12 protein-coding genes are annotated in these 15,236 nt (G+C 34.9%); 6 read left to right on the top strand and 6 right to left on the bottom strand.

The window, feature by feature from the left end; all coding sequences use genetic code 11:
* Window positions 1-4 precede the first annotated feature (4 nt).
* The 6 genes from sppA to rodA all read left to right on the top strand — a co-directional run bounded on the left by sppA (window position 5) and on the right by rodA (window position 7,797).
* Window positions 5-1,780: a signal peptide peptidase SppA gene (gene sppA, locus WEEVI_RS07530; protein WP_013598554.1), complete on the top strand. Its 1,776-nt coding sequence runs from the start codon at window positions 5-7 to the stop codon at window positions 1,778-1,780.
* Between the two features lie 173 nt (window positions 1,781-1,953).
* Window positions 1,954-2,979 carry a rod shape-determining protein gene (locus WEEVI_RS07525; protein ID WP_013598553.1) on the top strand — a complete coding sequence of 342 codons (1,026 nt, stop codon included), beginning with the start codon at window positions 1,954-1,956 and terminating at the stop codon, window positions 2,977-2,979.
* A 35-nt stretch (window positions 2,980-3,014) separates the two neighbouring features.
* Complete coding sequence (gene mreC / locus WEEVI_RS07520) at window positions 3,015-3,872, top strand: rod shape-determining protein MreC (RefSeq protein ID WP_013598552.1); 858 nt, start codon at window positions 3,015-3,017, stop codon at window positions 3,870-3,872.
* Complete coding sequence (locus WEEVI_RS07515) at window positions 3,862-4,377, top strand: hypothetical protein (protein WP_013598551.1); 516 nt, start codon at window positions 3,862-3,864, stop codon at window positions 4,375-4,377. The genes mreC and WEEVI_RS07515 overlap by 11 nt, the downstream gene beginning before the upstream one ends.
* Window positions 4,374-6,284, top strand: coding sequence for a peptidoglycan D,D-transpeptidase FtsI family protein (locus tag WEEVI_RS07510; RefSeq protein ID WP_013598550.1), 1,911 nt, complete (start codon window positions 4,374-4,376; stop codon window positions 6,282-6,284). Before WEEVI_RS07515 ends, WEEVI_RS07510 begins: the two co-directional genes overlap by 4 nt.
* Window positions 6,253-7,797, top strand: a complete 1,545-nt coding sequence (gene rodA / locus WEEVI_RS07505; RefSeq protein ID WP_013598549.1) for a rod shape-determining protein RodA — start codon at window positions 6,253-6,255, stop codon at window positions 7,795-7,797. Before WEEVI_RS07510 ends, rodA begins: the two co-directional genes overlap by 32 nt.
* Window positions 7,798-7,842: 45 nt before the next feature.
* Here rodA and WEEVI_RS07500 read toward each other — a convergent pair whose 3' ends face one another.
* The 6 genes from WEEVI_RS07500 to tig all read right to left on the bottom strand — a co-directional run bounded on the left by WEEVI_RS07500 (window position 7,843) and on the right by tig (window position 15,209).
* Window positions 7,843-9,144: a TlpA disulfide reductase family protein gene (locus WEEVI_RS07500; protein ID WP_013598548.1), complete on the bottom strand. Its 1,302-nt coding sequence runs from the start codon at window positions 9,142-9,144 to the stop codon at window positions 7,843-7,845.
* A 74-nt stretch (window positions 9,145-9,218) separates the two neighbouring features.
* Window positions 9,219-9,509: a hypothetical protein gene (locus WEEVI_RS11270; protein ID WP_013598547.1), complete on the bottom strand. Its 291-nt coding sequence runs from the start codon at window positions 9,507-9,509 to the stop codon at window positions 9,219-9,221.
* 23 nt (window positions 9,510-9,532) lie between these two features.
* A complete protein-coding gene (locus WEEVI_RS07495; protein WP_013598546.1) occupies window positions 9,533-11,749 on the bottom strand; it encodes a T9SS type A sorting domain-containing protein in 2,217 nt (738 codons plus the stop codon).
* Window positions 11,750-11,853: 104 nt separating this feature from the next.
* Window positions 11,854-13,017 carry an ATP-dependent Clp protease ATP-binding subunit ClpX gene (clpX, locus tag WEEVI_RS07490; protein WP_013598545.1) on the bottom strand — a complete coding sequence of 388 codons (1,164 nt, stop codon included), beginning with the start codon at window positions 13,015-13,017 and terminating at the stop codon, window positions 11,854-11,856.
* A gap of 132 nt (window positions 13,018-13,149) precedes the next feature.
* The gene (gene clpP, locus WEEVI_RS07485; protein ID WP_013598544.1) at window positions 13,150-13,818 is read right to left on the bottom strand and encodes an ATP-dependent Clp endopeptidase proteolytic subunit ClpP; all 669 of its coding nucleotides are present in this window, start codon (window positions 13,816-13,818) and stop codon (window positions 13,150-13,152) included.
* 50 nt (window positions 13,819-13,868) lie between these two features.
* The gene (gene tig, locus WEEVI_RS07480; RefSeq protein ID WP_013598543.1) at window positions 13,869-15,209 is read right to left on the bottom strand and encodes a trigger factor; all 1,341 of its coding nucleotides are present in this window, start codon (window positions 15,207-15,209) and stop codon (window positions 13,869-13,871) included.
* Window positions 15,210-15,236: the final 27 nt, after the last annotated feature.

Genomic DNA, 15,236 nt, shown 5'->3' with positions numbered 1-15,236 from the left:
AATCATGAAAAACTTTTTTTCGCGGGTATTTTCTACAATTGTCGGAAACCTGCTCACCTTTAGTATTATTCTTTTAGTTCTGATAGGATTTATTTTCTTTTCTACGCTAACAAGCACTCCTACAAAGCCCATAAAAGATGGATCGGTACTAGAAATCACACTCGATTCTCCGATTATGGAAAGTGAAATGGATCGCATTCCTATGAATATTTTTCACCTAAGCAAAAAGTCTAATAATTCTTTCTATCTCGAAGATATTCTTAGAGCCATAAAGAATGCAGAAACTGATAACCGAATTAGAGGTATTTCACTAAAAATAGAACATTTTCAGGGTGGTTTTACCCAAGCAGATGATATCCGAAAAGCTTTAGAAGACTTCAAAAAATCGGGTAAATTTATATATGCCTTCACCAATAACACTTCTCAAACTTCGTATTACATCCAAACGGTTGCCGATAAAATTTACCAGAATCCTCTTGGCATAACAATGTTACAAGGATTAGGTGCCGAAGTAATGTTCTTTAAGAATTTTGGTGATAAATATGGTATTGATTTTCAGGTAATACGACACGGTGCTTATAAAAGTGCTGTAGAACCATATTTGCGCAATGATTTATCACCCGAAAATCGCGAACAAATTACCGAGTATATGAACGACATTTGGACGAATATTTCGACCAAAATGGCAAAAGACAGGAAATTATCCTTGATCGATTTTAATACTAAAGTAGATAGTCTATATGCTTTCATACCCGAAAAATCCAAAGAAAATAAGTTAATCGACGAGTTGATGCAAGAATCTCAATACGACTTGATGATCCTAAAAAAACTAGACGATTCTGCAACCGATCTCTCTAAGAAAGCAAAAAACAAACATTTTGTTTCTTTGGATAATTATATTCTCCAACTGGATTCGAACTCGAATAAAAACAAAATCGGAATTCTGTATGCTTCAGGAGCAATTAAGGAAGGCGATGGTTTTGACGGGATACAATCGAAAACATACACCGAAGCAATTCGGGAAATGGCCGAAGATGATAAAATAAAAGCGGTTGTATTGCGTATTAACTCACCTGGAGGAAGTGCAAATGCATCTGAACAAATTTTATACGAACTCGATTTATTACGTAAGAAAAAACCAGTTGTTGTTTCTTTTGGTGATGTCGCAGCATCGGGCGGATATTATATTGCACAATCATCTGAAAGAATATTTGCTAATCCAAGCACAATAACAGGATCTATCGGGGTTCTTGGTATGATCCCGAATGTAAAAAAATTAGCCAATTCGGTTGGTATCACAACCGATATTGCCAAAACCAATGCCAATGCTGATCAGCTGAAATCACTCACCAACCCACTAAGTGCAGATGCAGAGCGAACGATGCGTAAAAACATCGAATTGATTTATCACCAATTTGTTTCTCACATTTCTAAAAACAGAAAAATGACATTTGAAGCAGTAGATAAAGTTGGCGGTGGACACGTATGGTCTGGCACAAGAGCCAAAGAACTTGGTTTGATAGATGAGTTTGGTAATTTGCAAGACGCTGTAAACTATGCGGCGAAGCTAGTAAAATTGGATACTTATAGCACAGAAGCTTTCCCGAAAAGAAAAGATGCTTTCGAAGAATTTATGGCATCGATTACCGGTAATAACATCGATGCGAAGCTTGCACAAGAATTAGGAACTGAAGGACAAGCACTTTATAAACAAATAAAATTAATCAACGAACAAAAAGGGATTCAACTTAGAATGCCTTTCAATGTTAAGATTGAATAAAAAAAGTTTACCCTATTTTTTTTAAAGGTAAACATATACTATCTAAGAAAGTTCTACGTTGGAAAGAGGTATGATATTTTTATACACAATAAGCTTGTATTTTGCAGTAAAAATATCATACTTTTGTAGCTATTATATTTTTCACAATTAAAATCCGAGACATAGAAACATAAATGGGATTGTTTAATTTTTTTACGCAAGAAATTGCGATAGATTTAGGAACAGCAAATACGCTTATCATCCACAATAACAAAGTGGTAGTAGATAGCCCTTCGATTGTAGCTATACATCGTAGAACAAACAAGGTAATTGCGGTTGGCGAACAAGCCAAACATATGCAAGGGAAAACCCATGACGATATCAAAACCATTCGTCCATTAAAGGATGGAGTTATAGCAGATTTCGAAGCTTCAGAATTTATGCTAACAGAATTTATTAAAAAAATTCCAGGTATCCAGGGTAAATTATTTTCACCTTCATTACGCATGGTAATTTGTATACCATCGGGCATTACAGAAGTTGAAAAAAGAGCTGTAAAAGATTCTTGTCAAAGAGTTAATGCCAAAGATGTTCGGCTTATTTATGAGCCTATGGCTGCTGCAATCGGTGTAGGAATAGATGTTACTCAGCCTAAAGGAAATATGATTATCGATATAGGAGGAGGAACAACTGAAATTGCTGTTATTGCTCTAGGTGGAATTGTTTGCGACAAATCGGTGAAAATTGCCGGTGATGTATTCACCAATGATATAGCTTATTACTTAAGAACACATCATAATCTCTATATTGGTGAACGTACCGCAGAACGTATAAAAATTGAAGTTGGCGCTGCGGTAGAAGAATTAGAACACGAACCAGAAGATTTACCTGTACAAGGGAGAGATTTGATTACGGGTAAACCGAAAGAAATTACTGTAAACTACAAAGAAATTGCACGTGCACTCGACAAGTCTATTCTCAGGATAGAAGATGCCGTAATGGAGACCCTTTCGCAGACACCTCCAGAATTAGCTGCAGATATCTACAACACCGGGATTTACATGGCTGGTGGAGGATCTATGTTAAGAGGTCTAGATCAACGAGTATCTAAAAAGACGGGCTTACCTGTTTTCTTGGCAGACGACCCTTTGCGTGCAGTAGTGCGTGGTACTGGAATTGCCCTAAAAAACATTGATAAATACACCTTCTTAATGAGGTAATTTGTATAACCATTTTTTTGTTTTTGTAAGTATCGATGCATTTTATTTTTAATATCATTAGAAAAAACGGATTCTTATTACTTTTTCTGTGTTTGCAAATGATTGCCTCGATACTTATTTTTCGATATAACGTGTATCATGAAGTAATTTTAGGTCAAGCAAGTGTTAAAATTACTGGTGCCATCGATAAACAAACTTCTAAAATTACTCGCTTTTTTAACCTACCAAGATACAATCGAGAATTGCAAGAAGAAAATGCCATACTCAGAAAACAACTGACAGCTCTTGGAATAAAAAAACCAGCAACAAACGAAAGAGAATTAATCGAAAGTTCAGAGTATCACCAAATTTATTCTTTTATACCGACTGATATAATCAATAATACAATCGTGCGCTCGCACAATTTCTTAACAATCAATAAAGGAAAAAAAGATGGCGTACAAATCGGAGATGGTATCATGACGCAATATGGAATAGTAGGGATTGTGACCAAAACAACCGATAATTATGCTCGCGCAATTTCTATCCTCAATACAGATAGCCAGATTAATGCCCGGATAAAAGGAAATGAATATTTCGGTACGATGATTTGGGACGGTAAAGATCCGCGTTACACCTATCTTACAGAAATCCCAAAATACATCACCGTAAACATAGGAGATACGATAGAAACAGATGGTAAATCACCAGTTTTCCCAGAGGGAATCATGATTGGTACGGTCAATCACAAAGAAGTAGATAATGTTTCGGGTGAACTGAAAATCAAAGTTAAACTAAGAGAAAACTTTGCCAACCTGAAGTATGCTTATGTCGTTACGAACCTGAAAAAAATAGAAATTAACCAAGTAGAATCTACCGACACCATAAATAAAGATCCACACAATGTTCAATAGAGATTTTATCTTCAACCTATTCAAGGTGATTTTACTCATTCTTCTTCAGGTCGTGATATTTGATCATATAGAAGTAATGGGTAAAGCTCAGCCCTTTTTTTATGTTGTTTTTGTAGTTTTCTATCCTCAATTGGGCAACAAATACGCCTTACTACTATTGAGTTTTATACTAGGGTTTGGGATAGATTTTGTGCAACAAACGGGCGGAATACATACTTTCTCTTTGTTAAGCATAGCCTTTCTACGCAACAAGATCCTGCGATTGATAACAGGACAAGATGCTGACGAATATGACCGATACAACACCTATGATCTTTCTGCCTTACAATGGTTTACGCTAACAATATTGTTAATCATAATTCATCATATTTTTCTTTTTGTCTTAGAAAACTTTAAATTAGCTCACCTAGGCGAAGTTTTGATAAGTGCTATTTTAAGTTCAATACTTACCTTTATCTTTGTATTCATTTATAAAATACTCTTTAGACGAAAAGTTACTTTATGAAAAAATTGGTCATCATTTATGGCATTATCTTTTTCATAGTTTGTTTGTTTATCGCACGTTTAGCTTATCTGCAATTGGGGACCGATCGCTATCAGCTTAATGCGTTCAATACATCAATCAAACAAGAAATTATCTATCCAAATAGGGGCGATATTCTTGATCGAAAAGGAAAATTATTAGTATCCAATACCTATTCATACGAACTGAATGTAATACCTAAACATATTACCGATTCTTTTGACACTATTGGTTTTACAACATTATTAGGCATTACAAAGCATCAGTTTGATTCGATTATTTTCAGCATTACTTCTGCTCCGGACTATAAGAGAATGACGCCTTATCCTTTTCTCAAAAGTATTTCACGAGAAAATTTTGCTCGGATGCAAGAACGCCTGTACCTGTACCCTGCATTTAGCATAGTAAAAAGACCCGAACGAAAATACATGGTCAATAGCGCTGGGAATATTCTAGGCTATATCAACGAAGCAAACCCTGCTTACATAAAAACTGACTCTAACTATTATCAACCAGGAGATTTGGTTGGCATTAGTGGCGTAGAAAAATCATATGAAAAAGAACTTCGCGGAATTAAGGGGGTAAAAAATCATATAGTCGACATTCATATGAATGTAGTAGGCCCCTACAAAAACGGTGAATACGACCGACCAGTGAAAAGTGGAAAAACCCTGATGTTGACCATCGATTATGATTTACAAAAATTAGCCGAAGACATGCTACAAAACAAACGTGGAGCTATTGTTGCACTTGACCCCAATACGGGTGAAATTTTAGCTTTGGCATCTGCACCAACTATTAATCCTAGTGATTTCTTGAATTCGGCTACTCGCAATGCACTTATACAAGATTCTATATCAAAACCTACTTTCGATCGTGCTCTACAAGCAACCTATCCACCGGGATCAACCTTCAAAATGGTTACTGCATTGGCTGGAATGCAAATGGGTACGATGAAACCCGAAACGACGTATGTTTGCAAGCATGGTTTTCGGTATGGTCGGATGAGAATTGCTTGTCACTGTGGCTTATATTATGCTCCACAAGGTTTGGAACGAGCAATCGGAAAATCGTGCAACAACTATTTTTCTGAGGCTTTTCGAGATATTGTCCGAAAAGATTCTGCCGATTATTCTGTCGGACTGAACCAATGGGCTTCGATAATGAATAGCTTTGGATTAGGGAAGTTTATGGGAACCGACCTACCGGTTGGTAGCAAAGGAACAATCCCGACGGCTGCTTTTTATGATAAAATGATGGGCGAAGGCGTTTGGAATCCTTACCGAATTATTTTTAACGGGATGGGGCAAGGCGAAATTACGACAACACCATTACAAATGGCTAATTTTACTGCAGTTATTGCCAACAAAGGCCATTATTACACGCCACACATCGTAAAAGAAATAGAAGGTAAAGCTATCAAAGATTCTAATTTTGTTGTTCCTAAGAAAACTTTGGTCGACCCGAAATATTTCCAAACAATCCTCAATGGAATGGAAAACGTCTTCACTATGGGAACTGCAAGAAGTTTTCGAGTAAATGATTTTATTCAATTAGGGAAAACCGGAACTTCACAAAACTCTCAAGGGCAAGACCATTCTTTATTTGTTTTGATTGCTCCGAAAGATAATCCGAAAATTGTAGTTGCTGCCATTGTAGAGAACGGATATTGGGGAGCAAGATGGGCAGGCCCAATGACAAGTTTGGTGGCTGAAAAATATCTTACCGATACCATAAAAAGAACTGGTTTACTCAACCAAATGAAAAATGGAAACCTGCAAGGTGAATACCGAAAACAATGGATAGATTACCTTAAAAGAAAAGGTTTGTACGTTGAACCTATAAAAAAAGATAGCCTTGAGACAAAGCAGAACATTGCAAGGAATTGATTGGCCAACAATTTTGTTGGGATTAATCTTACTGACTTTCGGAATCATGAACGTATATAGCGTGAATCCAGATTTGGGCATAAAACAATTAATAACTTCTGGTTTGGCGTTCATTATTATTTTGGTTCTAATAATAATTAGTAATAATAATCGCAACTTTTTCGAAGCTAATAGTTTAATTATTTACATTTTCTCGCTCATTCTACTTGCCGGAGTTTTAGTTGTTGGGAAAGAAGTTAACGGAGCAAAAGCATGGTACAGATTTGGTAGTTTTTCTTTGCAGCCGGCAGAATTTGCAAAAATTGGTACCGCACTGCTTATCGCTAATTACCTTAACCATACCAACACCAACCTCAATAGCTTTGCTACACTGGGTCGAATTCTTATTATTTTGGCTTTACCTATTGGTCTGATCATGTTACAACCCGACTTGGGGTCGGTGATTGTTTTCTGTTCATTAGCCATCCCTCTATATAGAGAAGGACTCAATCCGGGTTTTATTATAATCCCGATTATTGGTTTGGTATTGTTCCTGATTTCAATCATTCAAATCCCTTTCTATGTTTTGCTAATTTTTGGCTATTTGTTATTATTCATTTCATTACTAATCCATGCCTTCAACTATAGTCAAGATGTAGAAGACATGATTTATGGTGTGTTGATTGGTCTTTCTATCTTTTTTGTTTTGATAATCGTTTTAAGTTATGGTGTATCTAGTTTATCATTGGATACTCGCCAATCATTTGGCCATTTGTACCCCGAACGCTCTTTGTTTTTCTCGGATCCTATTCGGTTCAATGTAAATGTTTTTGGTACGATAGGATTTGTATTTTCTATTCTACCTTTTATCATCATGAAATTAAACCGAAGAAAAGAAGCTCTCAATTCTCCATTTAAGATCAGTTCTGGGTTTAAAACAGATATCCTAACTACTTCTACTATTGTTACCACTATCGCCTTAATTTTTGTTACTACGCTTAGTTTTATCTCACCCATTATCTTCGAAAAACTACCAAAACACCAAAAAGAAAGGGTTATGGTTTTGTATGAAGGTGAAGCAAAATACCGTGATACATCAGGGTATAATTTACTGTATGCAAAAACTGCTATAGGTTCGGGTGAATTTACAGGTAAAGGTTATTTACAAGGTACTGTGAAGAAAGGAAAATTCGTGCCTGAGCAACAAACCGATTATATTTTTGTGACTGTTGGTGAAGAGTGGGGTTTTATCGGGAGTGTATTCGTCGTCTTATTGTACGCTCTTTTTATTGGTAGACTATATTATTTAGCAGAATCACATGATAATGTTTTTGTACGTTTTTATGGTTATAGCGTCGCTTCTATTCTCTTATTCCATTTCTTTATCAATATTGCGATGGTCATGGGACTATTTCCTACGGTTGGTATTCCTCTACCATTCTTCAGTTATGGTGGTAGTTCTCTTTGGGGTTTTTCTATTTTGATTAGTATTTTTATGATTATCCACTTTCAACACAAACAAAGTTTATTATAAAAAAAAGACTACATTTTGCAGTCTTTTTTTAGTTGGGTAGAAACTTTATTGAATCTCCTTCAAGTTATGAACTTTTTTTATCAGCTTGTTATCTTTATCGACTAAAAATAGGGTTGGTGTCGCATTCACGCCATATTGTTTTGCGATTTCGCTATCCCACTTCAGTAATTCAGAATAATTATACCATTCGTAGCTCTTAATTGCTTCCTGATAAGCTTGTTGATCACCGTCTAATGATATTGCAATGATTTCACCGCCTTCTTTTCTAAAGTTTGTGTAATATTCTTGTAAATGCGGCATTTCGGCTTGACATGCTGGACACCAAGATGCCCAAAACACAATTAATTTCTTTTTGGCTTTGATATCAAATAACGATTTTTTTCCTTTCACTTCTTCTCCAAAAATTATATTAGGAACTTCTGAACCGATTGTGAGACCGTTTATCGAGATTAATTTATTTTTAAGATCCGTAGATACAACTGGCTGAATACTTTTTGCTTTTGTTACCAATTCGGGATAATAGGTTGGGAATTGTTGCTCTGACAGAAAACTTAGCAAAGCTGCCATAACATTTTGCCCGCGTATGTTACTTAGACCTATTTTTGTGAGTAATAATTCTGTACTTTTCTTTATAATTTCTTCCGCATTTTGATTGTTGGCTTGTTGTAAATTAAATTCTGCTTTAATATAATTAAACACCAAAGGCGTCAGAAAACCCATTTGTTCTAGTTTTTCATCATCACTGGTCAAATGGTTTATTATCATATCTACATTATCTCTAGTAGTTCCTTTTGTAGAACTTACCTCATCGAGCAAATCGGTTATTTTTTTATAATAAGACAACATAGGATTGATAGAGTTATTCTGTGCCGCTAGTTTTTCTATCCTTGCATTTTCTTTTTCGATGGCTAGATAAAATTCATCTGATGGCTGATAATAGTTGATAATCTGAGTAAAAACGTTGTCTTTGAGATCTACTAAACCGTTTATAGAATTGTATTTTATATAGTTTTTTGCTACTTCTCCTTTTTCTGCTTGCACAGTTAGTTGTAGAGGTACTTGGTTTTTTGCCGTAAATAGAATGTCTTGATTGTCGGTCAGAAGCTTTATTTCTTGCCCGTTTGCTAAACTTAGCATGAAAATGCCATTGTATTTATTCGGTATATTTGTACTGAATTTTCCAGTAGTATCAGTTGTTGGTCTAGATATAACTTTGGTCATAGAGCCTTCGTATACCTTTACTGTAATTGGCTGATTAGTGTATCCTGCTATCGTTCCTTCTACCTTGAACTGTGCAAAAACACTGCACGAGATTAGGAGACTTAATCCGAAAAAAATATTTCTCATAGTAAATAAATATTTATAAAAATAAAAAAACCTCAATATAAATATGAGGTTTTTAAATGTTTTAATTAAAAATTTTATAAAACTTTCTTCTCTTTATTATTATAAAAATAATAGATTGAAGCCAAAAGTATAGCTAAAGTTATTAATATTACAATATTTTGATCTATAGGCGTTGCTTGAGATCCTGGAGTTCCGATATTACCTGAACCTTGTGGCGGCATGTATGGTGGTATAATATCTCCTGTATAAACTTCCTGTGATGAACTCTGTATTTGATATGATCCTCGATCGTTATTGGCTTGTAAGAAATTTACATTTAGCAAAAATGTTATTAATAATATTATTTTTATGTATAATTTACTCATTATAATAGGTTTTAGTAGTTGATTTATTTTATGAGGGATTTTAATTGTTCTTTAGTGCCATCGTTATAATTTATTTTGATAAAATACACTGTATTTAATAAATTATTAGATATTCTATAGTCTTGAGAAGTATTTACATTCTGTTTCTCAATAATCAATCGTCCATTTAAATCATAAATCTGGATTTCAGCTTTTAGATTATTTTTTGCAAAACGGATATAGTTTTCGCGGGCAGATGTAGAGTAAACATGTGTTTTTTTCTGATCTACTGCTATATCATTATTTCCTAAAACTCCGTCAGGCAATTGATTCCAATAAATTACAAATCGTTCAGCTTCAGAATCTTCTGCAGTAAAAGAGTATGTAAAAGCACCATCGATTTCATAAGCTTTCTCTTCTTTTTTATCTACAAAGTAGAATTTATTACCTTGAGAAAATTTATCCAAGTTATCGTTAAAGGTAGTTTCTTCTGCTAAATTTACACTAAAGGTAAATTTATTTGTAGGATTTTCTGGATTTTTATAGAACATTACATGCAAAGGTTTCCCTACATAATCATTTACATTGAATGCATTTATAAATTTATAAGATCCACTATCGTACTCACCTTCTTTATTTTCTTGGAAAAACCATATTCCAGAGTTAGTACCGAAGTTTCCGTAGTCCAACTCAAAAGATGCATTTTTACCTGTAACATCCTGATCTATAGCTAAAAGATACGCATGATTCTGTACAGATTTATCATCTGCTGTTAGTTGTAATCCTAATTGGTAAAATCCGCCAACATCTATTGATGTTTTTTCTTCATTTCCTGTTTCTGATCGATTTGGAGTTACATTAGCTGAAGCTGAATAATTAAAAGTTTTATAACCTGCTTGCCAATAACCACTACCATCTAGAAAGTTCATTTGCAATTCATTCGTTTGTTGTATTGCAGAATTCAACTTCAAGGTCAAAATCTCGAATGGTCTAAGAAGTAAAGCTTCTTTATCTCCAGCCCATTGTCTATTTTTTTTATTTGTTGGTGCTGCATGCACTGTAGTTTTAGGAGATAAGTTACCATCTGAAAAAGACCATTTTACTTGATCGCCCATTTTCTGTACAGCAACAATCTTATCATACAATGCCTGGTTTGCAACATATTTATTGCTTTCAGTTTCTACAAATAAACCAGAAAAGTCTAAATTATGCGTAAATGGATTACCGAAATTTATTAAGTTCTTACCATATGTTGTACTTTCTCCGTTATCTATAGAGGTCATACTCTCGCCGATATAAGAATTGTACCTTTCGTTCACAGGATTAACTTTTTTCGACCATGTAGTCCAAGTGTCATTGCTTTTGTATATTGAGTTATCCTTCACGGCTTCTATAACAAACTTTCCTTGCATAGAAAAAGGATTTCCTTTGTAACCTATCCTATTATTGGTAGTTGCATTTGAATTGAAAATAGTATTTAATTTTCCTTTTCTTAAGCTTAATATAATTGTTTCGGTAGGAGATAAAATATTACCATTATCCACTCCTCCACTCTTCAATAAAGTTTCGTAATAGTACTTTGTAGGATTCCATCTCATTACGGTTGAAGAATACCTGCTATTTCCCATTACATCTGGATACATGATATAATCTGAAGCCGAAAATCCGTAGCCAGTGAAGCTATTAACAAGAATATCCTTATATGTTTCAGCCTTAATTTTTGATCCTTTAGAAAAAGGCACAGAGATTGGCAACCAATCGAAATCTGATGGTGATACAAATGGTTGCTCCATTGTTACGCGACCATTGATAACACTGCTTCCTGCGTCTGGGTTTTCTACACTAGAGCTAGAGATATTATTGTTTGTAAATATTAGTTGTCCATAACTATTTTTACTCTCATATCTATTGACGAAATTAGCTCCGGTAGAAAAGTCACTGTCAGTAACATTCTGATCTACAAGACCTCTTTTATTATAGTTATAAAATGCATATTGTACTGCAGCACCACTGTTTACACCTTGTTTTACACTCGATAGATTGATATGGATATTTCCATTATTTTCGACAACAGCTTTACTATCATCTCCGATAACTTTTAGGCCATCACCATAATACATCAACGTATTCTTCTTCACAAAAACTTTGACTCCTGGTTGATTTCCTACGTTTCCTATAATAGTGTTATTGGCTACTGGTTGTTGAGCATTAAGATATATACATAATGATGCAACGAAAATACTTAGTAAACTCTTTTTCATATGTTCATAGATTAGTTAGTTGAGATACGAGTTCTTGATCTATATCAATTGGCAAGATAAATAAAAATTGTATAAATCACCCTATTTTTTTTATTTTTTTGTGTTTATTTAATATCAACCAACACTTTATCGGGCTGATTGACAATATCATACATAATATCTGTAAAAATTTCTTCGGTAACAGAGCGTAACCCTCTAGCTCCTAGACCCAATTCATCGGCACGTTTAACTATATAATCCAAAGTATTTTCGGTTACAACCAATTCTTTTCCATCCAACTCAAATAGCTTTTCGTATTGTTTAATCAAAGCATTTTTAGGCTCGGTCAGGATACGTTTCATTGCTTCTTGGTCTAATGGCTGTAGGAAAGTAATGATCGGTAATCGACCAATTAGTTCTGGTATTATCCCGAAGTTTTTCAGATCCGTTGCATTTACTTCTTCTAATAGATGTTCGGTTTCTTTTTTTGTTTCGTCTTTCTTGAAACCAATTACGTGTTTATTCAGGCGATTGGCAATATGTCTTTCAATACCCGAGAAAGCTCCTCCGGCAATAAATAAAATATCTTTAGTATTAACTTCTACAAACTTCTGATCGGGATGTTTTCTCCCTCCCTTCGGCGGTACATTTACTACCGTACCTTCTAGAATTTTTAGCATAGCTTGTTGCACTCCCTCACCCGATACATCTCGTGTAATAGATGGATTGTCACTTTTGCGCGCAATTTTATCAATCTCATCGATAAATACAATTCCTTTTTCGGCCAATTCTACATTATAGTCAGCTGCTTGCAGTAGTCGAGACAAAATACTTTCTACATCTTCCCCAACATACCCTGCCTCTGTAAGCACCGTGGCATCTACAATTGCGAAGGGAACATTGAGTAACTTGGCAATGGTTTTGGCCAAAAGTGTTTTTCCACTTCCGGTTTCTCCGACCAAAATTACATTCGATTTGTCGATTTCTACATCACCAACAGATGATTCATTGAGCACTCTTTTGTAGTGATTGTACACAGCAACCGATAAGATTTTTTTGGCCTGATCTTGTCCAATGACATACTCATCTAAAAAGTTTTTGATTTCTCGTGGTGATTTCAACTGTAAGGGTTGTACCAAGTTTTGTTTATTCTGGAAAGAAGTTTCTTCTTTCACAATACCGTAGGCTTGTTCGATACAGTTTTCACATATACTTCCATCGATTCCCGAAACCAAAAGCTTAACCTGTTCTCTACTTTTGCCACAAAATGAGCATTTATTTTCTTCCAAAAGATTTTATTTTTTTTTAAAATTGCAAAATTAATTATGTTTTATTTATTTAACTAACATCAATATTAAAAAAAAATCCCTCTGCAAGTACGAAGGATTTTTTCTTAATTTAGATATTCTATCAAGCAGATATTATTTTCGGTTTGGCTCTAAAACTTCGTCAATCATTCCGTAGTTTTTTGCCTCTTCCGATGTCATCCAATAATCTCTTTCTCCGTCTTTTTCTATTTGTTCGAAGGTCTGACCTGAATGATAAGCAATAATATCGTACAGTTCTTTTTTCAGTTTCAAGATTTCTTTTAGGGTAATCTCCATATCTGTCGCTTGTCCTTGTGCACCTCCTAGTGGTTGATGAATCATCACTCGTGAGTGTTTCAGTGCAGAACGTTTACCTTTTGCTCCGGCTGCTAAGAGAACGGCCCCCATAGAAGCTGCCATCCCGGTACAAATTGTTGCCACGTCTGGTTTCACCAACTGCATCGTATCATAAATCCCCAAACCTGCATATACACCACCTCCTGGTGAGTTTACATAGATTTGGATGTCTTTGGTTGCATCAGTACTTTCTAAGAACAACAGCTGAGCTTGGATAATATTCGCAATCTGATCATCGATTGCAGTACCCAAAAAGATAATTCTATCCATCATCAAACGAGAGAAAACATCCATTTGTGCAACGTTTAACTTTCTTTCTTCGATGATATAAGGTGTCACGGCTTGGATGTAGCTGTCCATTGTCAAACTACTAATCCCGCTGTGCTTTATGGCATAATCTCTGAATTCTTTACCAGCGTTTTTCATTTTATCTTCAATATTTTACTGTACAGGAAGATAGCAAAAACTTCTCCAAATTATGCTTCTTCTTCCAAATCTTTGTTTTCCTTGGTTACAATAGCAATAAATTCGTCTAGGGTTACTTTCTTAGGCGACATTTTTACACCTTCTTTGTAAACAGCTAACATTTTGTCAGTAAAAACTTGGTACGATAAACGATTATACTCTTCTTGGTTGGTCAACGCACTTCCGATAATCGATTGCATTGTTTCTTCTGGGATTGCATTTTGCCCATACATTGCAAGCTGTTCGCGTATTGCTTTTTCTGCCTCTGCTTTTACTTCATCAGCAGTTACCTCGATTTCTTTGGCTTCTGCCAAGCGGCTTTCTATCAATTGATATTTCAAGCTTTTAGAAATTTTTTCTAGCTCATCTTTGGCTTGCTCTTCCGAGGTAATGTTCTCGTTTGAGAATTGCAACCATTTAATCAAGAATTCTTCTGGTAATTCTACCTTTGTATTCTCGATAACTTTCTCTACCACCTCATTCATCAACTGACGATCGGTTTCTTTGGCGTACATTTTTTCTGATTCTGATTTTATTTTATCACGAAAAGCTTCTTCAGAATCTACGCTTCCTTCTCCGTATACTTTGTCGAACAACTCTTGGTCGATTGCTGCATCGGTTATTTTATTGATTTCTTTGATGGTCATAACCAACTCTACTCCTCCATCAACAAAAGCTTCTTTTGATAAGTTGAAAACATTTTCTGCGTTTTCTTCTTCTTCAAAAATTTCTTTGGTGTTGATATCAAACGTATCGTTTACTTTCTTCCCAACAAAAACTTTCTGATCTTTTACTTCATCCAAACGGATGTAAGCATTTTTCACAGCGTCTTCGTTTTCTTTTTCTTTCACTTCGACCTTCAATACAGTATTTTCTTCTACCGTATCTACGTTCTCCATTTTACCATAACGTTGAGCAAAGTTTTTTACATATTTATCAACTTCCTCATCACTTACATAGATTTCGTAAGCCGGTACTTCTATAGCTTTCAGATCAACCTCGATTTCTGGAGCAAGACCAATCTCAAAATCAAATGTTAACTGATCGGCATCCCAGTCGATATTATCTTGTGCGACAGGAATCGGATTTCCAAGGATAGAAATTTTTTCTTCGTTGATATAATTATTCAGTTCTTTTTGTAATAATTCATTCACCACATCAAAAATCACTGGTTTTTCGTATTGTTTTTTCACAAAACTCATCGGCACATGTCCTTTTCTAAACCCTTTGATGTTGGCGGTTTTTTTGTACTGTTTCAGCACATCATCTACTTTCTCTTGGTAATCTGCTTTATCAATTGCTACACTAATCACAGCTGATAAATTTCCTGTTGTATTTTTAGTAATATTCATCGTTTGAATTTGGGTTGCAAATGTACA

The sequence above is a fragment of the Weeksella virosa DSM 16922 genome (genome assembly GCF_000189415.1).
Taxonomy (GTDB): domain Bacteria; phylum Bacteroidota; class Bacteroidia; order Flavobacteriales; family Weeksellaceae; genus Weeksella; species Weeksella virosa.
Note: the sequence above shows the minus strand (reverse complement) of the source record. Positions and strands in the feature narration are given on the sequence as shown.